26 protein-coding genes and 1 pseudogene are annotated in these 22685 nt (G+C 38.8%); 21 read left to right on the top strand and 6 right to left on the bottom strand.

The annotated features are described in order from the left end of the window. Positions 1-205: 205 nt before the first annotated feature. On the bottom strand, positions 206-499 hold the full coding sequence (locus tag ACZ42E_RS06015; RefSeq protein WP_464891453.1) for a hypothetical protein: 294 nt from the start codon (positions 497-499) through the stop codon (positions 206-208). Between the two features lie 472 nt (positions 500-971). Here ACZ42E_RS06015 and ACZ42E_RS06010 point away from each other — a divergent pair, with 472 nt between their 5' ends. Next, positions 972-1220, top strand: coding sequence for a polymorphic toxin type 50 domain-containing protein (locus tag ACZ42E_RS06010; protein WP_464893494.1), 249 nt, complete (start codon positions 972-974; stop codon positions 1218-1220). 72 nt (positions 1221-1292) lie between these two features. On the opposite strand, the gene ACZ42E_RS06005 is transcribed toward ACZ42E_RS06010, so the two are convergent. Continuing rightward, entirely contained in the window at positions 1293-2108 is an 816-nt protein-coding gene (locus ACZ42E_RS06005; protein ID WP_464893493.1) for an IS3 family transposase, read from the bottom strand. 290 nt (positions 2109-2398) lie between these two features. Further along, the gene (locus ACZ42E_RS06000; RefSeq protein ID WP_464891452.1) at positions 2399-2554 is read right to left on the bottom strand and encodes a transposase; all 156 of its coding nucleotides are present in this window, start codon (positions 2552-2554) and stop codon (positions 2399-2401) included. Positions 2555-2698: 144 nt separating this feature from the next. On the opposite strand from ACZ42E_RS06000, the gene ACZ42E_RS05995 reads away from it, so the two are divergent. The 11 genes and pseudogenes from ACZ42E_RS05995 (at position 2699) to csx2 (ACZ42E_RS05945) (ending at position 12209) form a co-directional block, all read left to right on the top strand. Next, complete coding sequence (locus tag ACZ42E_RS05995; protein ID WP_464891451.1) at positions 2699-2911, top strand: hypothetical protein; 213 nt, start codon at positions 2699-2701, stop codon at positions 2909-2911. A 165-nt stretch (positions 2912-3076) separates the two neighbouring features. Then, positions 3077-3178, top strand: a complete 102-nt coding sequence (locus ACZ42E_RS05990) for an HK97 family phage prohead protease (protein WP_464893492.1) — start codon at positions 3077-3079, stop codon at positions 3176-3178. Then, positions 3133-3549 (top strand): annotated as a pseudogene (locus ACZ42E_RS05985) (HK97 family phage prohead protease). The gene ACZ42E_RS05990 and the pseudogene ACZ42E_RS05985 overlap by 46 nt, the downstream one beginning before the upstream one ends. 252 nt (positions 3550-3801) lie before the next feature. Then, positions 3802-4167: a hypothetical protein gene (locus tag ACZ42E_RS05980; protein WP_464891450.1), complete on the top strand. Its 366-nt coding sequence runs from the start codon at positions 3802-3804 to the stop codon at positions 4165-4167. Between the two features lie 310 nt (positions 4168-4477). After that, positions 4478-6763, top strand: coding sequence for a type III-A CRISPR-associated protein Cas10/Csm1 (gene cas10 / locus ACZ42E_RS05975; RefSeq protein ID WP_464891449.1), 2286 nt, complete (start codon positions 4478-4480; stop codon positions 6761-6763). Between the two features lie 13 nt (positions 6764-6776). Then, positions 6777-7238 (top strand): type III-A CRISPR-associated protein Csm2, encoded by a 462-nt coding sequence (csm2, locus tag ACZ42E_RS05970; RefSeq protein WP_464891448.1) that lies wholly within the window; start codon positions 6777-6779, stop codon positions 7236-7238. 62 nt (positions 7239-7300) lie between these two features. Beyond that, on the top strand, positions 7301-8131 hold the full coding sequence (csm3, locus tag ACZ42E_RS05965) for a type III-A CRISPR-associated RAMP protein Csm3 (protein ID WP_464891447.1): 831 nt from the start codon (positions 7301-7303) through the stop codon (positions 8129-8131). A gap of 43 nt (positions 8132-8174) precedes the next feature. Further along, positions 8175-9080: a type III-A CRISPR-associated RAMP protein Csm4 gene (gene csm4 / locus ACZ42E_RS05960; protein ID WP_464891446.1), complete on the top strand. Its 906-nt coding sequence runs from the start codon at positions 8175-8177 to the stop codon at positions 9078-9080. A 14-nt stretch (positions 9081-9094) separates the two neighbouring features. Continuing rightward, positions 9095-10210: a type III-A CRISPR-associated RAMP protein Csm5 gene (gene csm5, locus ACZ42E_RS05955; protein WP_464891445.1), complete on the top strand. Its 1116-nt coding sequence runs from the start codon at positions 9095-9097 to the stop codon at positions 10208-10210. Between the two features lie 6 nt (positions 10211-10216). Then, positions 10217-10900 carry a CRISPR-associated endoribonuclease Cas6 gene (locus ACZ42E_RS05950; protein WP_464891444.1) on the top strand — a complete coding sequence of 228 codons (684 nt, stop codon included), beginning with the start codon at positions 10217-10219 and terminating at the stop codon, positions 10898-10900. Between the two features lie 19 nt (positions 10901-10919). Continuing rightward, a complete protein-coding gene (csx2, locus tag ACZ42E_RS05945; protein WP_464891443.1) occupies positions 10920-12209 on the top strand; it encodes a TIGR02221 family CRISPR-associated protein in 1290 nt (429 codons plus the stop codon). Positions 12210-12219: 10 nt separating this feature from the next. On the opposite strand, the gene csx2 (ACZ42E_RS05940) is transcribed toward csx2 (ACZ42E_RS05945), so the two are convergent. Then, positions 12220-13557 (bottom strand): TIGR02221 family CRISPR-associated protein, encoded by a 1338-nt coding sequence (csx2, locus tag ACZ42E_RS05940; protein WP_464891442.1) that lies wholly within the window; start codon positions 13555-13557, stop codon positions 12220-12222. Positions 13558-13640: 83 nt separating this feature from the next. Here csx2 (ACZ42E_RS05940) and csx20 point away from each other — a divergent pair, with 83 nt between their 5' ends. After that, entirely contained in the window at positions 13641-14039 is a 399-nt protein-coding gene (gene csx20, locus ACZ42E_RS05935) for a CRISPR-associated protein Csx20 (protein WP_464891441.1), read from the top strand. Positions 14040-14265: 226 nt separating this feature from the next. Further along, entirely contained in the window at positions 14266-15573 is a 1308-nt protein-coding gene (locus ACZ42E_RS05930) for a tRNA nucleotidyltransferase/poly(A) polymerase family protein (protein WP_464891440.1), read from the top strand. Positions 15574-15717: 144 nt separating this feature from the next. On the opposite strand, the gene ACZ42E_RS05925 is transcribed toward ACZ42E_RS05930, so the two are convergent. Both ACZ42E_RS05925 and ACZ42E_RS05920 read right to left on the bottom strand, forming a co-directional pair. Continuing rightward, entirely contained in the window at positions 15718-16023 is a 306-nt protein-coding gene (locus ACZ42E_RS05925) for a hypothetical protein (protein ID WP_464891439.1), read from the bottom strand. Continuing rightward, the gene (locus ACZ42E_RS05920) at positions 16013-16834 is read right to left on the bottom strand and encodes a phage minor capsid protein (RefSeq protein ID WP_464893491.1); all 822 of its coding nucleotides are present in this window, start codon (positions 16832-16834) and stop codon (positions 16013-16015) included. Before ACZ42E_RS05920 ends, ACZ42E_RS05925 begins: the two co-directional genes overlap by 11 nt. Before the next feature lie 321 nt (positions 16835-17155). Here ACZ42E_RS05920 and ACZ42E_RS05915 point away from each other — a divergent pair, with 321 nt between their 5' ends. The 7 genes from ACZ42E_RS05915 (at position 17156) to uppP (ending at position 22651) form a co-directional block, all read left to right on the top strand. Beyond that, the gene (locus ACZ42E_RS05915; protein WP_464891438.1) at positions 17156-18715 is read left to right on the top strand and encodes an amidohydrolase; all 1560 of its coding nucleotides are present in this window, start codon (positions 17156-17158) and stop codon (positions 18713-18715) included. Between the two features lie 176 nt (positions 18716-18891). Then, entirely contained in the window at positions 18892-19530 is a 639-nt protein-coding gene (locus tag ACZ42E_RS05910) for a phosphatidylserine decarboxylase family protein (protein ID WP_464891437.1), read from the top strand. Continuing rightward, positions 19523-20029 carry a CDP-diacylglycerol--serine O-phosphatidyltransferase gene (gene pssA, locus ACZ42E_RS05905; RefSeq protein WP_464891436.1) on the top strand — a complete coding sequence of 169 codons (507 nt, stop codon included), beginning with the start codon at positions 19523-19525 and terminating at the stop codon, positions 20027-20029. The genes ACZ42E_RS05910 and pssA overlap by 8 nt, the downstream gene beginning before the upstream one ends. A 28-nt stretch (positions 20030-20057) precedes the next feature. Continuing rightward, on the top strand, positions 20058-20636 hold the full coding sequence (locus ACZ42E_RS05900) for a TVP38/TMEM64 family protein (protein WP_464893490.1): 579 nt from the start codon (positions 20058-20060) through the stop codon (positions 20634-20636). 146 nt (positions 20637-20782) lie between these two features. Then, a complete protein-coding gene (locus ACZ42E_RS05895) occupies positions 20783-21517 on the top strand; it encodes a ClpP family protease (protein ID WP_464891435.1) in 735 nt (244 codons plus the stop codon). After that, entirely contained in the window at positions 21514-21726 is a 213-nt protein-coding gene (locus tag ACZ42E_RS05890; protein ID WP_464891434.1) for a YlzJ-like family protein, read from the top strand. The genes ACZ42E_RS05895 and ACZ42E_RS05890 overlap by 4 nt, the downstream gene beginning before the upstream one ends. A 142-nt stretch (positions 21727-21868) precedes the next feature. Continuing rightward, complete coding sequence (gene uppP, locus ACZ42E_RS05885) at positions 21869-22651, top strand: undecaprenyl-diphosphatase UppP (protein ID WP_464891433.1); 783 nt, start codon at positions 21869-21871, stop codon at positions 22649-22651. Positions 22652-22685 lie beyond the last annotated feature (34 nt).

Genomic DNA, 22685 nt, shown 5'->3' with positions numbered 1-22685 from the left:
AGTCGCACGTTTTTTGCGGGACAGCTTGACCTCTACTGCTTTGCCGTAATAGCTCGGGTAACGGGAGCGATAAAGCTAGACGAGTGGCTGGAGCTGGATAAAGAGGTCAAGGCGGCGTTGTGGGAGGCGTTTTCTGCGGATCTGGAGCCCGAGAAGGAGGAAAACAACAAATAGGGCCGCAGTGAGAGCGCGGCCCTATTCAATCCTAATCCTTCCCTTTGGTCATCCGGTCGGACATCCAGAGCGCGGCCAGTATTGGTACCCAGCTGTGGCGGCCTTTTTCCTCCCACCAACCCACAAGCGGGCCTATCATCGACACGGCAACGATTATGGTAATAGCACTCATACCCAGCCACATGGGAATATGCCAAAATGCATTGAGCATTGACCCCATTATCCAGCCAATACCGAGGGAAATCCCAAAGATAATTGCCAGGCCTGCTAATATCACAAAGCCGAGGATACATAGCAACACGACTTTGAGAGTGATTTCAAACATAAGGATACCCCCTTAATTCCATTATACGGCAGAGAAGGACCGGGAGAAAGGAGTGCGGGCGTGAATACGAGCTTTAGTGTCGCTCTAATCCTGACCTTCTACAACAACATGGCCGGCGCATTAAGGTTTGCTGCGGGTTTTTTGCCTACCTAAATTGAAACTATACCCTGGCCGGCTAGGTGAAGGGAAAACCTGCCGCGTTTTTAGCTTACCTAAGAGGAATTTAAACAATGGGCGGCAAGCGGTACCAGTTGTGCTCTATGCTGACAGCTTAACGGGAAGGTAGTGGATATTGATACCCCTTTTGTAACGGTTTGGGGGAAAGGAGATAAAAAGCAGCCGCCGCTACATGAAGGGTGTGACTGTTATCTGATACCGGAAAGAAGTTCTGCAGAGGCGACATAAAATCCAAGGACTATACAGTTTAAGGATAATATTGGAAAAGGACTTATACTCTTAAAGTTAAAAGCAGCTGGAACATATATTAGGAACTGTAAAGTATGAAGAATATGTGCGAAGGCTGGCGGGTACAGTATGGAGACCTAGTGTTTTAATTGTAGATGCTCAAAAATTGATTAATATGTATGCGGGGAAAGGGAGATTAGAATGGATTAAAGGACAAGAATATCCTCGAGAACATATTGTGCATACTGATATTATCGGTCAATATTGGGATAAAGATTTGCAACAATATGTAGCTACCGCCTTGGCCCCTTATTAGTGTAAAAAATCTGTCTAAATCTAATACTCTTTAAAAATTACATAAAATTGGCCTGCTGAAAGGATAAGTCTATTAAGCAACCTGTATCGAAATGTCTCTATCCCTGTTAAGTTCATAATAATCAGCAGGGGTATGGTATCCTAAGCTTCCATGTATTCTCCGGTTGTTATAATACTCTATATACTGGCTGATAATTTCATACGCTTCCCTGAAATTTAAAAATTCATTACAGGCACAGCATTCTTCTTCCAAAATAGAATGAAATGCTTCTATATGGGCATTTATATCAGGGGTTTTTAAAGGTATTCTCTCATGAATCAGCTTTAGTTCCTGGCATGTTTTTTCAAAGCTTGCTGCCATAAACTGCGGCCCATTGCCAGTCCTTATTACCGGCCTATTGCTTCCCGGCAATAAACCTCTTTTATCCAGGGCATTTTTAAACAAACGGCTGACGTCTGAAGCAGTTGCGCTTAATTCCAGGTGATAATCTACAATCATGCGATCAAAAACATCTATTATCGATACCAGATAGAAAAATTTTTGGGCTTCCTGTAAGTAACCGTATTTTATATTTATTTCCCATAATTGATTAGAACCAGTAATCTCTTGCTTTCTGGCTAACTTCCCTGGCTTTTTGGGATATATTTTTCTCTGGGGTTTTAGAATGCCAGGCTCCCTGCTCAACCTGTAAGTCTTCTTATGGTTTATCACTATTCCATATTGTTTCCTTAGCACTGCGTTTATTTTTCTATATCCACCGGGAAAACCATCACCGGAGATTATAAAGATTATTTTTTCTTTTATTTCTTCATCGCTTATTTTTTCACCAGACTTATTTAGAGAATACCCCGGTTTTTGACGTCCCCTTTTTTTGGGATTAGTTCCTATACCTGAAGTTGTTTTTTCAGTTTTCTTTATATAATATAAGCATGATAGGTGGATGAGGTTATTTAGGCAGAGTTAAGGACTTTACAGGTTTTATATCCTTTTTCTATCCACCTTCTGGCTGTATTAACTCTGCCTTCACCTCGGGTTTTTGGTATTAGCCAACTCTTTTAAAATAGCAAGTTCTAATTCTTTAGCAAATAATCTTTTTAGCCTGTCGTTTTCAATGCTTACTTGTTGAAGCTGCTTTCCCAGGATTTTATTTCTATCCTTTTCGCCTCTGGGTAAGGTTTTCATAGAGCCGGTTTTGCGATATTTTTAATCCAGGAATGAATAGTGTTGGATGAAATATTATAGCGCCGGGCTACAATAGCTACATTGCCTGTTTCCTGACATTCTTTAATGATTTGTTCTTTTAATTCATCCCTGTACTGCTTTTTGCTCCTCATTAATAATCTACCCCCATTTAACTTAAAGGTTATCATAATTAGACAGATTTTCTCCAAAGGTTTTAGGGGCTAAATAGCTACGAACAAAGCAGTTATTGTATACTCAAGTAAAGGACCTCATGTTTATCCTGAGAGGTGATTTTAATGTTCACAACTATTCCGAATTTATTTAAGTTAGATGACCTTCGCGGCAAGCTTATAAAACTTATTTTGGTTAATGGAGAACAGTATATTTGTATTCCCAGGGATTTTACCCCAATTGAAGGCAGGGTTGCGTACACAGTCGAAATAGTTGAAGGCGAGGACAGTGGTTATAGCATTGATGTTTACAGAAGCGGAAATAAAAGATATAGTTGAAGTTGTTAGTTAATTTGAGCCTTTTACCTTTTTATTTCAAGTAGGCCGGTTCTTCGGAGCCGGTTTTTTATTGCCCAGAATCGAAAGGGGGGTTAAAACATGAAAGACTTAGAACGCCGGGCGTATCCGGTGAAAGTGGAAATACGGTGAGACGAAACAGGGCCGCTGGGGTTCGTAGGATATGCAGCGGTTTTTAATACCTTATCTGAGGACCTGGGGAAATTCAGGGAAAAAATCAAACCCTGGGCCTTTGCAAAAACAGTATAAAGAATTCAGACATTCGGGCTTTGTGGAACCACAACCTGGATTTTGTTTTGGGCAGAAACAAGTCAGGGACATTGGCTTTGGAAGAAGATGAGCTGGGGCTGCAGATAGAAATCATCCCTCCATAAACAACCTGAGCCAGGAATTTGATGGAATCCATTTGCTGCAGGGATGTAGATCAGATATCTTTTGGGTTCAGTACTAAGAAGGATGCATGGGATGAGAGCCATCCAAAAAACATTATCCGTACATTAATCGAAGTAGAACTTTTTTATATATCTTCTGAAACCTACCCTGCCTACCCATCTACCAGCATTGGGGTGCGGAGCGCGAGGGAGATATGGGAGGCGCTAACTGCTGCTCAGGCGAGCTAAAAAAGCGGCTGAATAGGATAAGAAGTGCTGAGGAGGGGGGATTTTGGGGGCAACCTGAAATACATCAATTAAGAAGATTTTTTATACAATTAAAGAAAAAAGAGTTTTCGAAGTATTGATACCTCAAAGGTATGAAAAAAATGATATTCTTGTGATAGATTTTTCCATTGTTACAGTGACTGGTTTTAAAAATCAATTGATTTTGATTATTGCTGATGTAACAGGCAAAAGAAAAGTTAGGAGGTAAGGAAATTGGCACCAAAAGCACTTCATTCATGGAGAACCACTCGTTTAAACGGTGAATATCTAGCTGTGAACATATGTTTCACAATAGATAATAAGTATGAAACTGTATCACCGATTTATAAACCAGGTTATAATACACTCCATTTTCGTGAACCTGGTAGTGAAAGGTCCCGTAATATGAAAGGGCAAATGATTGAGGATAATGAAAACGGTTTTATTTGGCTAAGGGACAATGGAGAAAGATTGGAGTTTAAGTTGATTACTCTTGAAGATTTCAGAACAAAGTGGAAAGACAGAATTATTGATTTTGAATTATTGCCAGACTTTAAATTCGACCGTCAGCTTTGGGAGTGGTATGAGAGGAACACATAGAATCTAATTAAGATGGGGGTTATCCCGCTGTTTTTTCTGGTTTTTTTGTTTTTGGTTTTTGATTTTTAACTTACCTGGGAAGAAAGGAAGGAATTTAGGAAATTTTGGCGAATAGTAAATGATATTACATATGACCACCTGTGACCACCTGGTTATATTTCACAAATTTTTTGATTTTTAATACATATTTTGCATAAATATAGCCTATCTAACGGGATTTGCCTTTCTTTTAGCCTACCTAAAAGGATTTCCTGAATTTTGTATTTGTTTTTTGTTAAGTAAAGGATTTTTGAAGGCAGGAGGGATGAATTTGGAAGAATTGTATTTGGCAGCACTTTTGCATGATATAGGGAAATTTTATCAGAGAACAAATATTAAGGAAGATAAGAGAAAAATTAATGAAATATATCGGGAAATTTATGAAAGCGAAGGGGCTAAGGGAGCCAGACATCAAGAATGGGGAGCTTATTTTTTGGAAGGCTTAAAGGGGATAGATGAGAATACCAGGTTTAAAGTGGCTCAGTTAATCAGGAATCATCATAATCCATCTACATTGGAGGAAATGCTTATCGCTGTGGCTGATAGGCTTTCTTCAGGGGAAAGAGATGAGAAAGGTGAAAATGAAGAAGAAAGCAAGAATTTGATATCGGTTCTGAGTATTGTTGATATTATGGGGCAAAAAGGGGAAAATAGGCATTTTAATAGATATAAGCCTTTAACAAGGCTTTCTGATTATAGTTATCCTCTGGAAAAAGAGGAGGCCAATATTGAAGAGCGTTATAGAAGTCTGTGGGAAAAGTTTTGCAAAGTTATACGGGAAGAAGATGATGCAGAGAGAATTTATTATATTTTAAGGGAGTATACTTCCAACATTCCTGCTGCTTATTATTATTCACGTCCTGATATTTCGCTTTTTTCCCATTTAAAAACGACAGCTGCTATTGCGGTCTGTCTTTACCGGCAGTTTGAAGAAGACATTAAAAAAGGAAGATATGAAAAAATAAATGATTTATATACTGCTCTAAGTAAAATGCGGAAAGGCCAAAAACTGGAAGGTGATGACAGGCTATTTTGCCTGATAAAAGGCGATATATCGGGAATACAAAACTTTTTGTACAGCATTGATATGGATGGAGCGGTAAGGAATCTTAAAGCCAGATCTTTTTATATCGCATATATTCTGGAAATAATAGCCAATTATATTATAAAAAATGAAGGGCTTACTATCAGCAATCTTCTTTATTGCGGCGGCGGGCATTTTTATATACTGGCTCCGGCTAAAACTATGGAACGTTTGAATATTTATCAACAAAAGATAGATGAAGTTTTCTGGCAGGCTCATGAGCTTGATCTGGCTGTTATTCTGGCAGCGTCTGATTTTAGCTGGCAGCGCCTTTATGCTGTAGATTTTTCACCGGTATTTACAGAAGTAGGCCAGAAACTGGAGGAGGCCAAGAAACGAAAGTATTATTCGGTTCTGCAGGAGGAGGTTTTTGCACCTGTAAAAAGATTTAAGGTTTGTCCTTACTGCGGCCGTGAAATAGGTGAAAAATGTGAGTTTTGCGCGTCTTTTATAGAAATAGGAAATAACCTTTTCCGGCAAAAATATGTCATTTTTTCAGAGCAGGAGGCTTATAGAGGGCCTATAAGCAGTGTTAATGATGTTTTTAGGGCTTTTGGCTGTGAACTTGTTTTCAGCAGCCGTCCTCATAAGAAAGGATGGGCCATAAACAGGGAGGATGTTGACTTAAGTAAGGTGGCAGGTTATTTAAAGACAGCCAACTATGTGTGGAAAGAAAGTGATAAGGTAGTGGAAATAAGCCAGGTGGCTGAAGCTGCTCAGGGTATAAAAAGATGGGGAGTTTTAAGGGGGGATATGGATAATTTAGGGGAAATATTTGCCAGAGGTTTGGGAGATAACAAGTCAATTTCGCGTACTTCTACCCTTTCTATGGAACTGGAAATGTTTTTTGGCAAATTTATGGAAGATATGGTAAGAAAGGACTTTAACAGGTGTTCGGTTATATATGCTGGAGGTGATGATTTCTTTATCATAGGCCCCTGGAGTGATCTGCCAGGACTGGCGGAGAGGATACGCGAAGAACTGGCAAATTATTCGGGAAATAACACTTGTTTGAGTATTTCAATGGCGATAGAGATTGCCCCTGATGTCAAATATCCCATTTATAGAGTGGCACAGGAAGCTGGAGATAGTTTGGATATGGCTAAGGAATATATCCGAAACAACAGCAGGAAAAATGCACTGGTTATTTTTAAGACCCCAGTAGGATGGGAAGAGTTTGCGGAATATAAGGAGATAAAAGATATATTGTTTAAGCTTATACAGGCTAAAGTCAGCCGCAGCCTTTTTAATGTTATTTATTCTGTTAACGAACAATATGAAAAGAGCCAGGCTGAAGGCGATATATTTAAATCCTGGCGGTTAGTTTATTATATAGCGAGGTTGAAGGAAAGAAACAGGGGAGCTAAGAATGAGTTTGACGATTTCATGGGTAAGGTTTTGAAAAGCAATAATAAGCTTTATCCAAAACTGTCTTCGGCTGCCTGGTGGGCAGATTTGGAAACTAGAGTTTAGGAGGTAGGAAGTTATGAATATGGAACGTCAAAATAGAGGTGGGGGAAATCCTGGAAATGAAAATCGTACCAGGAATAATAGTCAAAACGCTAGTTTAATTGATTCAATAAAAAATGACGCTGCAAAGATTTTAAGGAAAGAAGAAGATAGGTATGGGGAAATGCTTTTCGAATACGCAGAAAAGGTAGGAAAAAAAGCCAAGGAAGATAGAATAACTGTTTCCCAAATACGAAAGATTTTTTCTGAAGTAAAGAAACTGGAATACGATGAAGAGGGCAATTATAGGTATAGATTGCGTATAGTTAAAAGCCAAATGGCTTATACAGCGGGGCGTTTTAGCAATTTGAAGGATTTTAGAAATATATTTAATGTGTTAATTGATGAGACTTTAAAAGGTGGGGAAGAAGAGCTTAAAAGGTTTAAGAATTTTTTTGAGGCGGTAATAGCTTACCATCGTGCTTATGGCGGTTCTTGATTGATTTTTTTGGCGTGCAAATATTTTTGGTTGAGAATAAATGGGTTAAGGAGGCTTGATTTATGTTCAAGGAAATTAAACTGGCTGGCAAATATATTGTGGATGCTGAACTGGAACTTTTAACCGGTTTACATATAGGAACAGCAGGCAATAGCCTGGAAATAGGTGGGGTTGACAATCCGGTTATCAAGGATGCCTGGGGAAGGCCCTATATACCTGGAAGCAGCCTTAAAGGCAAACTCAGAAGCTTGATGGAATTTTACCATGATAAGCTTAAGATAAATGAGGTCATATATTCTGTATATAATGAAAAAGATCGAAGCAGGGCTATAAGGATGCATATGTGCGGTGAGGAGGATTGCCCCGTATGCAGCCTGTTTGGGCGCAATCACGGCAGCCACAAGGTAATAGTTGGCAATGATGGAGGACATGAAAATAGGGATTTTTCAGCAAGTGTTCAGCCAACCCGGCTTATAGTAAGGGATGCTTTTTTAATTGAAGATAGTATTACGGAAGAGATGAGAGAAAACCTGGATTTGGAATATACCGAGGTTAAATTTGAGAATAATCTGGATCGCATAACTTCCGCTGCCAATCCGAGGCAGACGGAAAGGGTCCCTGCGGGAGCGCGTTTTAAATGCAGTATGGTAGTCAATGTTTTTAATGAAGATAAAGGGAAATACCTGGAAGAGCTGATAAAGGCTATGCGGCTTTTGGAAGACGATTATTTGGGAGGCCAGGGAAGCCGGGGATATGGACAGGTAAAGTTTTATAATATTTCTATTACTTACAAAGATAAAGACTATTATTTGGATCCGCAAGATGACAAGCTGAAGAAAGCAGCCTTTGCATCTCTGGAAGAGATTAACAATCTGGTTGATTTATTCAAATAAGCAGTATCGTATTAAGTGTATAGTAAAGAATGGGTGATAATTTATGAAGAGATATAGAATAAAAATGGAGTTTACAGGTCCTGTACATATTGGTTATAAAGAAGGATTGTATAACCTGACGGAGACGGTTATACATTCGGATACTATTTTTTCGGCTCTGGTAAACTGCTATAACCTTTTGTTTGGGCTGCAAAAAACGAAAGCGTTTTTAAATGAGGTTCTAAAAGGCAGCCTCTTGCTCTCTTCTGCTTTTTATTATGCAGATGATGAGTATTTTTTGCCCAGGCCTATGGACGCTAGAAAGTATGCTGAAGATTTTAAAGAAGACAAGAAAATAAAATATGTCAGTGAAAAGATTTTAAGGGGCGAAGAGAGCAAAGGCTTCAGGAAAGGGGATATGTTCTGGCTAAGAGAAAGGGAGGATGTTGTCTATAAAATAGAGGAAAGACCCCGGGTAACTGTAGACCGTTTGACTAGCGCTTCTAACATTTATTACACCAGTGCCTGCCGGTTTAACAAGAACTGCGGGCTGTGGTTTTATATTGATATGGAAGAAGCATTGGAAAAAGAGGTCATGGCAGCTTTGAGGCTGATGGGGGATGAAGGTTTAGGCGGTGAAAGAACCTATGGATATGGATGTTTTGTCTTTAAAGAAATGGAAGAGGTTAAAAGAGAAACAGGCGGGAAAATAAACCTTCTTTTGTCTTTGTGCATGCCATCTTCGATGGAAGAAATTAAGAGGTTTGCTTATTATGGCTTGATACAGAGGACAGGTTATGTTTTTTCCCCTTATAGCAATATAAGAAGGCACAGCGTTTTCCGGATGTTTGCAGAGGGAAGCGTAGTAGAGGGACATGTAGAGGGAACTATATATGACGATACTCCGGAGGGATTTGACTATCATAAAGTTTTCAAGTACGGGAAGGCTTTTTTGCTGCCTCTTGAGTAAGGGAGGGTTTTAATATGGACTGTGTCACTTACAAATATGAAATAGAAGTTTTGTCACCTCTCTGTGTAAGCTCCGGCAACAAGCTGCAGAGTTTTGAAGTAGCCAGGGAGAGAGAGAAGGTTTATGTTCTGGATGTTATGAAGATGGCGAAAGATAAAAACATTATGAAGCATGTTATAGATTTTAATTTTAGTGAGGGTAATAATTTGGCTTCTTTTTTAGATAAAAGAAAAATTAATTATAAAAAGTTTGTAAAATATGAGCTGGAAGCTGCCGGCACTGCCTGGGACAACAATCGCTTTGAGATAAATGAACTTATAAAAACAGCCGGCAGGCCTTATATTCCTGGCAGCTCTATAAAAGGGGCTATGCGCACAAGCCTGACCAGGAAGTTAGATGAGGAAGATGTTTATCTTAATGCACTGGAAAATGCTGTCAGGAATAGAATAGCAGATAAAAATTGCGATAACCAGGCGGAAGAAAGTCTGTTTGGTACTCCTTACACTTCCCCGTTTAGATTCTTAAGAGTTTCTGATACGGATCCGGCAGATTTTAGAGATTTGGAACTTACGTCTATAAAGGTGTTAAATGATGTAAGGGGAAGGATTAAATGGTTTAGAAGGGGAGACAATGAAGAAAGATTAGAAGATGGATTAACGCTTTATGCGGAGGCTTTTAAGGTTGGCACCAGGCTTAAGGGAAAGATTGGTTTGGGTTTTGTTGAGTATTTTAAGAATAACCCTTTGGCACAAAATGAAATAAAAAATTTGCCGGTTATAGATAGCTTCGTAACCAGGATAAATGAAGACATGAAAAGATATATAAATGAAGAGCTTGCTTTTTATAAAAAATATAACAGTCCTAATTTAAGTGAGGTAGTGAGTTTTTATGAAGGCTTATCCAGGATGAAACTGGAAGATAACCAGTTTTTGCTGCAAATAGGTTTTGCTTCTGGCTATAAAGCAAAAAGCGTTATAGTAAAAAGATTAAACAGGGATTTTTATGAAAAATTGCAAAATATAAGCAGAGGCAGGGTGTATGATTATTTGTTCCCGAAAACAAGGAGATTGGCGGTAAAAAATGGGGAAATTTTATATCCGCTGGGATGGGTAAAAATTACTTTGAGGTAGGTTTTTATGCTGGGAATCAGGGTAAGTATCTATATGCATTTGCCTGATCCTTTTTTCTTTGAAGAGGATTATAAGCAATCTATAAATAAAGAGCTTGTGGAACGGGGATTAAGAGGTTTTGTGTTTTCTGACCTGGTTTGCCGCAAGAAAGTGCAACAAAAAGAGGGATTTTACGGGTGGAAAGGAGCCAGGTTTGATTTTTCCACCATTTATCCGGATGGGCTTTTTAAGATAGTGAAAAAAATCTCCGGGGAAGGTTTGGCTTTCAGATACGGCAGGGTAAGGGAAGTTTCTTTTAAGATACGGAAAATAAGTAAATTTTCCGAAGGATATCTTTTATCCCCGGCTCTGGTGCTTGATAGTAATGGGGAAAGCCTCGATTTTGCTTCTGATCCTGTGTTATACAGTGAAATGGTCAGGTCAAAGCTGATACATAAGTATGAAGAGATTTTTGGCTGTTATCCGCAGAATGATTCTTTTATATTGGTATATCCTTATATATCAGAACGAATAGATAGGAAAAATATGGTTTATATAAAGTCTAAGCTTCATCTCTATGGTTCAGAAGAGCTGGTCTACCTGGCTAATGTTTGCGGCATAGGGGATTTTAATGAGCAGGGCATGGGTATGATAGCGGAAGATTTGTATTTTTTTAAAAAGAAGGGAAGCGGGGGACTGGCCAGGAAATAATTGGATAAAATCAGGATTTGTGGGAGAAGAATTTAACAAAGGGGTAGGTTTTGTGAAGCCGGGATTAGATGTGATATTGATATCTCTTATTGGCAAGGGTAAGAGGAAAGACGGAGGCAAGGGATATGAAAAGACGGTTTACAAATTCCCGGATGGAACTTTAAGTGCGGAATCGGCTTTTTTCGGACGGGAGCTCTTTAAGTATCTGAAGAAAAAAGGCTTGAGGGTTGAACAGTGGATAGTTTTCGGTACTTCCACTTCTTGCTGGTCGGAAATAGGGGGATGGGAGTTTGAGAGCCAGGAAGAAGAGGAGCTTTATTTTAAGGTTTTTGAGGAAGAAGATAATAATAATGGCGGTATAGGTGGTACAACTTTAAAAGAATGGGAAAAAAGTGTTAACCGTGTTTTAGGGCTGGAAAGGTTAAATTTTGTGGCGGTAGATCCTCAAGATTACGCAGCTTTTATAAATACTTTGATGGAGGTTGTCCCGGAAGACAAAGAATATAGTATAGTGTTTGACATGACTCATGGCTTCAGGCATATGTCGATTCTTATCTCTTTTGCCTTGATGTATCTGGGAAACTTTAAAAAAATCAAGGAAATTGAAGTTTATTACGGAGCTTTTGAATTAGCTTCGGCTTCTGAACCTAAACCGGTATTAAAACTGGATCTTATCAGTGAATTATATACTCTGGGGGTTGCTTACAATAATTACAATAACCTGGGGTACTTCCCGGAATTTTTAAATAATCTGGGGATAGAAGGGGCGGAGAATATTTACTTTAAACTGGAGATGAACAGGAATCCCCGCAGTGATATCGAGAGGCTGCTTCACCAGATGGAGGAAAGAGAAAAAGAAAACCCGCTTTATCTTTATTATCCTCTGCAAAAGATTAAGGAGGATTTGAATTCCTTTGTGTATTTGAAGTATCTGGACGAGCGGATGGTAAAAAGGGCTGAATTTTATGTGGAGAAAAAACAGTATTTAAAATCGCTGATACTGCTGTATGAAGCCTTGATTATACTGGCTGGAAGATTTTATAAAATCGGCAGTTATCTTGATTATGAGAACCGAGAAAAAATAAGAGAAAAATTAAAGAAGGAAATATTTTCTAAAACCAGTCCTTTATTTTTGACTGACGGTAAACATAAAGAATTATTCAAGCGCATAGAATATTTGCGCAATGCCTCAGCCCACGGTTCCAATCCTAGAGGCGACCAGGCATATCTGGAAAACCATGTTCGCTTTAAGGAGTTGTTCAGCCAGGGTCTGGAGATGTATTATGAGTTAAGGAAAAAAGTGGAGTAAAACAAAAATTTTACTCCTTTTCTATTTTCTTTATTATTGCTTTAGCTTGTTCCAGAAAATTTTTTAGATTTTCTTTCAGGGTTGAGCAATTGCTGGCGTGGTTGCGGAACCCGCAGTGGTTTATATCGTTTCTTATGCCAGCGATGTTATAAATTAACAGGAAGATTTCTTCCCCTAAGTTATTTATCAACATATCTTCTGTTATGTTCCCATTTTTGCTTATTTTATAGGCTAACTGGGTAATTTTTTCTCTCTCGCTAACATTTTTTATATCTTTGCCTGTTTTTTCTAAAATATAAGTAATCAAACTTTCCTGCAGGATAGTTAGACCTTGTTGAACCAGGTTGTTCTGGTAACAGAGCTCGACTATTTTGAGGTAGGTGTTTATATTGCTGGCCTGGCTGTCGGGCTTCTCTTTTTCTAAAACAGTATCCAGTTTTTCAATTATATAAATGAAAGGCTTTAAAGATGACCGGGCGTGGTGGTTTGCTTTTATATCAGAGAGGTTTTGTTTAAGATCAGAGAGGTTTTGTTTAAGATTCTGGTAGCTATCAACTAGCTCCAGTCCCCGGCATAAAGCAACATGATCGCTGAAGTTTTTTATGTTCTGGCTTAAATCTCTAAGTTCACGGATTTTTACAAATTCCTGTTTTTCTTGCAGGGTTTGGTTAATGTTTTTTACACTTTGCGAAGTAAGGTTTTGCAGCAGGCTGTAATTCAAAGAAGTCATAAATTCTTTGCCACCTATGACCCAGTCTAAAAGCTGTATAAAACTGGTAAGATCCAAAAGGGGTGCGATGCGCTGAGAAAGAGGAATCTTGCCAATATCTCTCATGTCAATTTTATTTTCCTGGCAGAAGGATTCTATATTACCATAAAAGACCCCTTTAACAGAGGTGTTTTTAATATAGCGGGCATAATTCAGGGTTATGAAGGCCAGCATAGGCAAAAACCGGAAGGAATGAGTTATATCGAAGTATAACACATCATTGTCCCTGATATTAGACATTAAAATATCAAAAATTTCCCATATTTCTTCCTGGCTGTTGCCGTTAGGGATATTTACAGCAGTTATCCGGGTAGGCAGATTTTTTTCTTTTATGTATTGCTCTAAATTTCCTTTAAGTCCCGGTTTTTCAGGGTTCCTGGCATTGTTTATGTAATTTTCAGTTTGTGCTTCCGGAGTAAGAAATATTATTACTTCTTCAACAGGGTCTTTTAATTGCTGGATAATTATATCAAGTATGCAGGTCTGGATGTAATGGCTGGGCTTAGAGACGAAATCTTCGTATTTATAATGGCATTCTTCATATTTACCTTTACCTAAAAAGGTTAAAAATTTGGCCATTTTAGAACCCCCTTCAGCGGATTTTTATGATGTTTTTATTAATTATTAAATTTAAATTCCAGTAGATCAGGAGGAGAAGCTTGTTGGTTAAAAACGATAACCATAAAAAAATGTTTTTGCTTATATCCCATTCTCTTAATGAAAATCAGAAACAGCAGGCCAGAGAAATTTTTGAGGTGCAAAGTTTCGTTAGCCTTCCAGAACAGTTACAGGAAAAGTGGTCCAATATTCCTCCGGAACCTGCGAAAATAGATGATTATCTGCATGATATATGTATTTTTCTGCGCGATAATAGCCAGGAGGGAGATATAGTCCTGGTACAGGGCGATTATGGTGCTACCTATAGTATGGTTAATTTTTGCAAGCAGTCAGGTTTAATACCGGTTTATGCTACAACCAAAAGGGTGGTGCGTGAAGAAATAAAAGACGGCAGAACAATAGTGCAAAGAATATTTGAGCATGTAAGATTTAGGGAATATTAAGTTTTAAATGTTTAAAAAATAATCTGTAACCTAAAAATGAGGGTTTTGGCTGATTTGTGCTTGGGTGATAGTATTCCTTCGATATAGTGTCTTCATTAATTTATAGGGCAATTACTGCTGTCATAGGCTTAAAATTTGCATTATATAATTATATAATGCATTATAAAAAATTTTCGGCATAAAAGCAGAGCTTTGTTTAGAACCTGGTTGAGAAAGGAGATGCTCCTTGAACAAGAATGAAAGAGATAAAGCGGTTGATTTTATAAGTCTATTATACAAAATACGGCAGTTTTTATGCAGCAGAAATATTCAGGGCTGGCTGGTAGGCGGCGCGCTGCGGGATAAGTTGCTCAACAAAGTGCCGGCTGATATTGATTTGCTGTTAAAAGCGGATAAAGGAGTGATTGATGAATTAAATGATTTTTTAAAAGGCGTTAAAGTAGAATTTGCGCAGGGGGAGCTGGTGCGGCTGGTAGTCGGGGAGGAAGAGCCTGAATTTAACATCGATATCGAGATTTTGGCCGAAGCAGATGTTATAGATAATCTTAGGAAAAGGGATTTTACGATTAATGCTCTGGCTGTATCCCTGGATGAAATGGAGCAGGAAAAGATATTAGACCCAAATGGTGGGCTTAAAGATTTGCAGGACAAGCTTATAAGGGCAGTGAACCGGGAAGTTTTTTTAACCGATCCTGTCCGCATCCTGCGGGCTTTGCGGTTAGTTTTAAATCTTGGTTTTGCGCTGGAAGAAAAAACGGAGGGCTGGCTGAAGGAAAGCGTACTAAGAGTAGACTGGGATAAAGTAGCCGGGGAAAGGATATGGAAAGAGCTTAGAGAAATATTAAGTTTTTCTGAAAGTGCTGCTGTTCTTAAAGATGTAGAGGAAAAAACTGGATTTTTGAGCAATTTATTGAGGTTGTCTCCCCATGAATTGAAAATAGAGCTGCTGATTGCCCTGGAGAAGCTTCTGCATGATGAGATGATAAAAGGTTTGTATGAAAAAACGCTGGGAGGAAAAGATATTATTCCTGTTTTCAAGCTGGCCCTGCTTTTGTCCGATATTAAAGAAAAGGGCAGGATGGAGGATATATGCGCTTTCTTGCGTCTGGCAGGCTGGGAGAGGGATTTGATTTTATACCTGGCCAGTTTTGATAGGGAAAAACTTTTGTATGAAAGGATAGATGAGGTTTATAAGAGGCGGTTTATATATGAAAACAAGGAATATACCCCGCTGTTGCTTTTTTTCATTTTAGTTGAGTTAATGGCTGGAAGCGAGGCTGATTTTGTAAAGTACAAAGGCTATATAGCTGATATGCTTGAATTTTATATAGAAGAAGGAAGCTGCTGGTTTAAAATTCCTAATTATATAGATGGAAAAGAGGTCATGAAGATTCTTTCTTTAAAATCCTCTCCCCTGGTGGGAAAAGTTTTGCAGATGGTAGCTGAAGAAGAGATAAAGGGTGGGATAACAAGTAAAGAAGAAGCCAGGCGTTTTGTGGAGAGGTTAAGGTATGAGGGAATAATAGAAAAATAGAATTAAATTTTATAGAAATTATTTATCGCAAGCTGCTGGCAAAGTGTGTAAGTTTTAGGCAAAAATAAAAGCACCTGCATATTTGCAAGTGCTTATCAGCAAGGTATAAAAATACCACCTCAACCAAAACAGTTTAGGTGGTTATTAACTTATTTGTGGTTTTAACTTCCCTTCGACAATTTCGTTGAGATACCACCACCAGTGAGTCTTAGGCTTATTTTTTTGTTCCACCTCTAAAAAACCCTTTAACGTTCTATAAAACAATGGGGCTCTCTCAAGGAAAATTCTATCCAGCTTTTTAATTTCTTCTTTTTCTGTTTCATTAAAACTGCTAATACGTTCCTGGATAATATCTCTGCATCCTAATTCATATAAATGTTCAAATGGACTAAGATCCCATTCACCATTGACAAAAACATCATAGCCTTTAATTAAATCTTTATTGTCCATTAGACCTTAACTCCTTTATAGTGCCCAAAAGTTTCATGCCATTTTTCTTTATATATTCTTCATAACTAATTCTATCAACTTTAAATGCAGTATCTATAACCTTGTTCTGGCCGATTATTACAATCCATTCTTTATCTCCAAACACATAATATTTTTGTTTAAATCCTTCATTGTAATATAGATATACCTCATTATCAGCTTTAGAACACAACTCTTGTATTTTTTTATTATAGTCATCTAAAGTCCAATTTTCCGGTATATGTCCCTGCTTTTTTCTTTTATTAAGATGCTCAATATCTTTCCCTCTTTTCCACTGTGGACTATCACTAATAACAGTGTTTGAGATGATTATAGCATTATATTTATCCTCATTCAATTGGTAGTACTTTATGACCTGGGCATCAAAACCAGCCGGCTTTTTGCCTGTATCTTCATATATTTTTTTAAGTTTTTTATATGCCTCTATCTTTTCTTCTAATGTCGCATTATCACTTAATAGCACTTCCCTTGCCCTTTTTCTGTTTGTCGCAATTGTCACCGCGTCCCGCATTTCCGCATAAGCCTGCTTCTCAGCTTCGCTGCGGGGGTCTTTATTAAGCGGCTGGTTGCTGAAGCGTTCAGTTTCTTCGGCACGGTCATCAAATTCACGGACATAAGGATGCAGAGAATGCCGGCAATAGGGATGAAGTGGCGGACGATATTTATATTTTGGTTTCGGATATCGCTTGCTCTTACCGTTTATGCTGAATATCTTGCCTTGCACCGCAGCGCATCTGGCACAGGCTGGATAATGTCTTGTTATTCTTACCAGATCCAGTTTATGAAATTTTTTATTGTAATTAGAGGTAATTTTTGTATATTAAATAAGGGAGGTTGCGATAAATGAATAGCAAAAAGTCAAAAATCTTTTTCTTTATAAAGATTAAAAAACCAGGATATAAAATGTTTTATATATATTAAGGAAGTGCTGGGGTTTTTAACCAGGCCAGTTTTTAATTTATATCAAAAAAAAGAGGAATTTTGAAATAAAGTCTTGAAAGGATTATAAGGAAAGCTTGATTTTTATAAAGGTATGGATTTTTAGCGGTTTCTAAATTAAGGAAGAGGCTAAAGAAAATGGGGGAGGGAGAAAATGCGGATTTTCAGGAATGGGATTTTTATCAGCTGTGATGAGAGGGATAATGTTTATAAATATCTGGTGGAAGATAGGGGAAAGATTATTTTTCTGGGCAATGAACTGCCTGATAAATACGCGCAAAGCAAAGCGGTACATGTAGATCTGCAGGGCAGAGCGGTTATCCCTGTTCTGGCTGACACGCATATACATTTTGGCAGTTTTGCCCTTTTCCATTTTGGGCTTAATTTGCGCTATGCCGGGGATTTTGAAGAGATGAGGAATATAATAAAAGATTATGAAAGAAAACACCGCAAAGCCAGGTTTTTGATGGGGTTTGGGATTTCTTCCCATACGGTAAAGGAAAATAGGCTGCCTGACCGGAAAGATTTGGATCATATGACTGATAAGCCTATTTTGATAGTAAAGTATGATGGACATGCGGCAGTTGCCAATTCTGCGCTTATTCAAGATTTTCCCGATGAGGTAAGAAAAGCAGACGGTTTTGATGAAGAGACAGGGTGGCTTTACCGGGATGCTTTTTATAAAGGGGTCAATTTTGTATCTTCTTATATAAAACCTTTTTCTTTATTGAACAGCATGGTTAAAGCGGCTGATTATATGGCTAAAAAAGGGATAGGCCTGATTCATGCTGTAGAGGGAAATGGTTTTAAAAATGATGCGGATTTTGATGCGGTAAATTTTGTAACCCGGGCTTTTCCTCAGTATTTCAGGCTTTATTTTCAGACTATGACGGTGGAAAAGGTAATCAAAAGAAAACTTACGCGGATTGGGGGATGTTTCGCCACTGCTCTTGATGGATGTTTTGGCTCAGAAGATGCTGCCCTTTCCAGGCCTTATAATAATAAGCCGGATAATTATGGCAAGCTTTTTTACAGTCAGGGTGAAGTTAACTCTTTTGTAAAAAAGGCTAATCGAGCTGGCATGCAGGTAGCTCTTCATGCTGTTGGTGATGCGGCGGTGGAACAGGCTATAAATGCTTTTGAAGAGGCTCTTGCAGATTATCCGCGCAGTGAGCACCGGCATATTATAATTCATGCTGATCTTATAAGCGGAAAACAGATAGAAAGGGCAGCGCGGCTTAATCTTCATATAGCGGTGCAGCCAGAATTTTTACACTGGCGCGAAGAACCTGCCTCTTATCTGGAAAGCATACTGGGGGAAAGGGCAAATAATATTTTACCTCTACGTGATATGCTGGATGCTGGTTTGGTGGTAGGAGGCGGCTCAGATGCTCCCTGTACTTTGCCGCATCCTTTTACAGGGATTTGGGCTGCTTGCAATCATCCCAATCTAAGGCAAAGGGTCAAGGTTGCAGAAGCTTTGAAGATGTATACCTCTATGGCAGCCAGATTATCATTTGATGAACATATAACAGGCAGTTTGAAGGAAGGTTTATCTGCTGATTTTGTGGTTCTGGACAGGAATCCGCTTACGATTCCGGTTGAAGACCTGAAAAATATACAGGTAGAGGAGGTTTATTTTAAGGGTAAATGTTATGAAGGCCTGCCTGCCAGTATCCTGACAATTCTGGCAAAAGCTTTTTTGAATCGATAAATTTTAAAAGTTTATTTTCTATTTGAGATAGGCCTTTTACATTTTTTTTGCATTTTTATATCAATTAAGTTTATTTTTCTTAAATTTTCTACATAAATATAGTTACATAAAGGCAAGGTGTAATGTAAAATTACTATATATAAATATTAAACAGTTTAAAATTAAGGGAGATAGGGATGGAAACAAAATATATTGCCAGGGAAGGATGGCCTTTTATAGTTTTTTTTGCCCTGCTGGCAGTGGGAGTTTGGATAGGGGCAGGTTTCTACTGGGCAGTTTTGCCTTTGATTTTGATGTTTTTTTGTGTTTTCTTTTTTCGTGATCCGGAGAGAAATTATGAATTTAAGGAAAACCAGATAGTTTCTCCGGCAGATGGAGTAGTTACCGCTGTGGAAGAGGTTTATGAGGATAAGTTTATTAAAGATAAGGCAACTAAAATAAGCATTTTTTTAAGCCTTTTTGATGTGCATGTTAACCGTATCCCGGTAAGTGGAAAGGTAGTGGAGATAAAAAATGAAGGCGGGCTTTTTTTGCCTGCTTACAAAAAAGAAGCCGGAAATCTTAATGTGCGAAGTTATACGGTTTTGGAAACCAAGTGGGGAAAAGTAGTCGTGGCTCAGATTACCGGCCTGATAGCCAGAAGGATTGTCAACCGGGCGAAAGTGGGAGATGTTTTTAAAACGGGCGAAAGGTTTGGACTTATAAGGTTTGGTTCCTGTACAGAGGTATATTTGCCCTGCAATGCCGCTATACTGGTTAGAGAGGGGAGCAGGGTTAAAGGGGGGGAAACAGTAATTGCCGAGTTTCGTGATTAATTCATGTGCCCACGGGTTAACTTTATTAAATGCGGTTTTTGGAGTTTTATCTATAATTTATGCTGTAAATGGGCATTATACGCAGGCAGCTGTTATGATTTTGATAGCAGCTTTCCTGGATGGCATAGATGGCAGGGTGGCTCGCAGGCTCAATATTGTATCTGATTTAGGCAAAGAACTGGACTCATTGTGTGACCTTATATCATTCGGGGTGGCACCGGCGCTTCTTATTTACAGCAGCATTTTGTCTGCCAACGATTTGGGCACCTTGAGTATGGCCATAACTGTTTTGTTTATCATATGCGGCGCGTACCGGCTGGCCAGGTTTAATGTGCTCAATATAAGCGGTTATTTTGTAGGAATTCCTATTACACTGGCAGGTTTTTTGACCGCTCTTTTTGCGCTCTTTTTTAAGGAGATTTCATATGCTTTTACGGCGGTTTTTATGATTGTTTTATCAATACTGATGGTAAGCACTATCAAGGTAAAAAAATGGTAAGACATAGCCAGCATTTAAGGTGATAAGAATGCATGATTTTAATTTCTATTTGCAGCTGGTGCAGAGTTATGGTTATTTAGCTATATTGGCTGTTTTCATTTTTATAATCGTACAGTGCCATGTCCCGGTTATGCCTTTTGCTGTTTTAGCCGGGGTGTGCGGATTTTTGTTTGGCTTTGCGGAAGGGGTTTTGTTGTCCTGGATAGCGGTGGTTGCTGGCTGTTTTATAGCTTTTAATGTTTACAGGTTTTTTCGACTGAACAGCTTAACGAACAAACTCCTTGCCAGATATAATATTAAGCCGAAATTGAGGGAAAAGCTTTTGATAAGCTTTATAATTATTTCCCATAATATTCCTTTTATACCTATAGCGGTGGTAAATATAGTTTCGGCCATAAGTGAAATAAAGGCCGGCCGGTTTTTAATGGCAACTGCTTTGGGGCTTTTTGTGCCTTCGGTACTTTTCAGCGGCTTGGGAGCAGGAGTGGGGGCTTTTGTAAATCATCCGGGGATTATGACTTTTGTCCCCCTGGCAGTAATTGTATTGACGGTTGTCCTTTATAAAAGGATGGATCTGGAAAAATATTTCTACCGGCTTGAAGAATAGGGATGATAGGGCCTGACTTAACCCGTCAGGCTTTTTTGTTGCAAAAATTTCATTTACAAGGATTTGGCTTTTATTTCTGGTATATTATTTAACCTCAGGGTAATTCTAAATGTAAGAAGCAAATTTCAAGGAAAGGAGTTGTAATCTTGAAACGTTTTTTATCCGGACCGGAAAGTGAGGAACATGAAAATAGAGGAGCAGAAAACGGAAGTGAACAAAGGCTTGATAATATTAAGGAGCTGGGACAGACTCAGGTGCCTGATTTCAGAAGTGATATCCACTGTCTAACTATCAGCGGGCAGATTGAAGGGCACATGGTTTTGCCGCCGCAGAATAAGACTACCAAGTATGAGCATGTTATACCCCAGCTGGTAGCAGTAGAGGAAAATCCTAATATAAAAGGGCTGCTTATAGTATTAAACACGGTAGGAGGAGATGTAGAGGCAGGACTTGCTTTATCTGAAATGATTGCCAGCCTTTCCAAGCCAAGTGTGTCTATAGTTTTGGGAGGCGGGCATTCAATTGGCTCAAGCATAGCGGTAAGTGCCGATTATTCTTTTATTGCTCCTTCTGCTACCATGACCATTCATCCTATAAGATTGACCGGACTGGTAATAGGGGTGCCGCAGACTTATGAGTATCTGGATAAAATGCAGGACAGGGTAATAAGATTTGTTGTTGAACATTCTAATATAACTGAGGCCAAACTCAGGGAGCTGATGTTCAGAACCGGCGAACTGGCCAGGGATATAGGAACTGTCCTGGTGGGGAAAGATGCTGTAGAATGCGGCCTTATTGATGAAGTGGGCGGCATTCGGGATGCGATCAGGAAACTTAACGAGCTTAAAACAAAAAAGAAGGAGGGAGGATTTTTGCAGTGATAATATATGTGCCGGAACCGATGGAACTTTATAATAAAGAACCTTCGGATGTCATAACACTAAAGCTGGCTTCGGGGGGGATTATTACTGCTGAACCTTACGGGCCTGACAAAATAAGGGTCCTTTCTATAAACAGCACGGATCCCATGGACTATATGAATGAAAGATATCAGCCGGGAAGTATTCTGGATATGAAAATAGTTGTTTAGCCAGCCTGAAGCACCCTTCCCTTAAGGAGAGGTACTCATTTTTTGTAATTTTTTTCTTCCTGGGATACTAAAATTTTTATAATTTTATTTTGCCTTTATGATATACTTTTAAAGGTATTTAAAGACAGGAGGAGGAAAAGTTTTGACTACGCTGGAAGCTTTTATTTTAGGCATGGTGCAGGGACTTACCGAGTTTTTGCCGGTAAGCAGTTCCGGACATCTGGTAATATTCCAGCATTTGTTCGGCTTGAAAGAAGCTCCCCTTGCTTTTGATGTACTTTTACATATGGGAACTCTGATAGCTGTTTTTATAGCATTCCGGGAGGATATAGTATCCATACTCAAAAAGCCTTTTGACAAACTGACTTTCCTTATTCTGATAGGCATAATACCAGCCGGTTTGGCAGGATATTTTTTGGAAGATTATGTGGAAATGGCTTTTCAATCTTTGCTGGTAGTGGGATTTGGCCTTATTTTTACAGGCTTTATTCTCAAGGTATCAGAGAACTATGCCAATAACAGGATTCTTCTCAAAGAGGCTGAGGAAACTTCATTTAAGGATGCTGTTTTCATAGGCATAATGCAGGCGCTTGCTATCCTGCCCGGGATCTCCCGTTCAGGTTCCACTATTGCTGCTGGGCTTTTTGCAGGTCTTAACCGGGATTTTGCCGCCAGGTTTTCATTTTTGCTTTCGATTCCGGTTATTCTGGGAGCCGGGCTTTTGCAGATTAAGAATTTGGGTTCAGGGTTAGAAGCCATGCGCTTGCTTCCTTATGCTGTGGGCTTTTTGTCATCCATTATTTTTGGCTATTTTGCCATTAAGGTAGTTCTGCGCCTGGTACGGGGAGGACGGCTTTCGGTATTTTCCTATTACTGCTGGACAGTAGCTTTGCTGGCTTTTATCCTGCATTTTATTGGCCAATAGGTTTAAAAACTTTATTTTAAAGCAGGAATAATTT

It is taken from the genome of Thermosyntropha tengcongensis (assembly GCF_055381335.1).
The sequence above is the reverse complement of the archived record's forward strand: the minus strand, read 5'-3'. Positions and strand labels throughout refer to the sequence as shown.

Excerpts from the sequence above, each read along its gene's own strand:
- ACZ42E_RS06015 (WP_464891453.1), bottom strand. The coding sequence starts at position 499 with ATGTTTGAAATCACTCTCAAAGTCGTGTTGCTATGTATCCTCGGCTTT.
- ACZ42E_RS06000 (WP_464891452.1), bottom strand. The coding sequence starts at position 2,554 with ATGAGGAGCAAAAAGCAGTACAGGGATGAATTAAAAGAACAAATCATT.
- ACZ42E_RS05995 (WP_464891451.1), top strand. The coding sequence starts at position 2,699 with ATGTTCACAACTATTCCGAATTTATTTAAGTTAGATGACCTTCGCGGC.
- csm2 (WP_464891448.1), top strand. The coding sequence starts at position 6,777 with ATGAATATGGAACGTCAAAATAGAGGTGGGGGAAATCCTGGAAATGAA.
- csm3 (WP_464891447.1), top strand. The coding sequence starts at position 7,301 with ATGTTCAAGGAAATTAAACTGGCTGGCAAATATATTGTGGATGCTGAA.
- csm4 (WP_464891446.1), top strand. The coding sequence starts at position 8,175 with ATGAAGAGATATAGAATAAAAATGGAGTTTACAGGTCCTGTACATATT.
- csm5 (WP_464891445.1), top strand. The coding sequence starts at position 9,095 with ATGGACTGTGTCACTTACAAATATGAAATAGAAGTTTTGTCACCTCTC.
- ACZ42E_RS05950 (WP_464891444.1), top strand. The coding sequence starts at position 10,217 with ATGCTGGGAATCAGGGTAAGTATCTATATGCATTTGCCTGATCCTTTT.
- csx2 (WP_464891442.1), bottom strand. The coding sequence starts at position 13,557 with ATGGCCAAATTTTTAACCTTTTTAGGTAAAGGTAAATATGAAGAATGC.
- ACZ42E_RS05925 (WP_464891439.1), bottom strand. The coding sequence starts at position 16,023 with ATGGACAATAAAGATTTAATTAAAGGCTATGATGTTTTTGTCAATGGT.
- ACZ42E_RS05915 (WP_464891438.1), top strand. The coding sequence starts at position 17,156 with ATGCGGATTTTCAGGAATGGGATTTTTATCAGCTGTGATGAGAGGGAT.
- ACZ42E_RS05910 (WP_464891437.1), top strand. The coding sequence starts at position 18,892 with ATGGAAACAAAATATATTGCCAGGGAAGGATGGCCTTTTATAGTTTTT.
- ACZ42E_RS05900 (WP_464893490.1), top strand. The coding sequence starts at position 20,058 with ATGCATGATTTTAATTTCTATTTGCAGCTGGTGCAGAGTTATGGTTAT.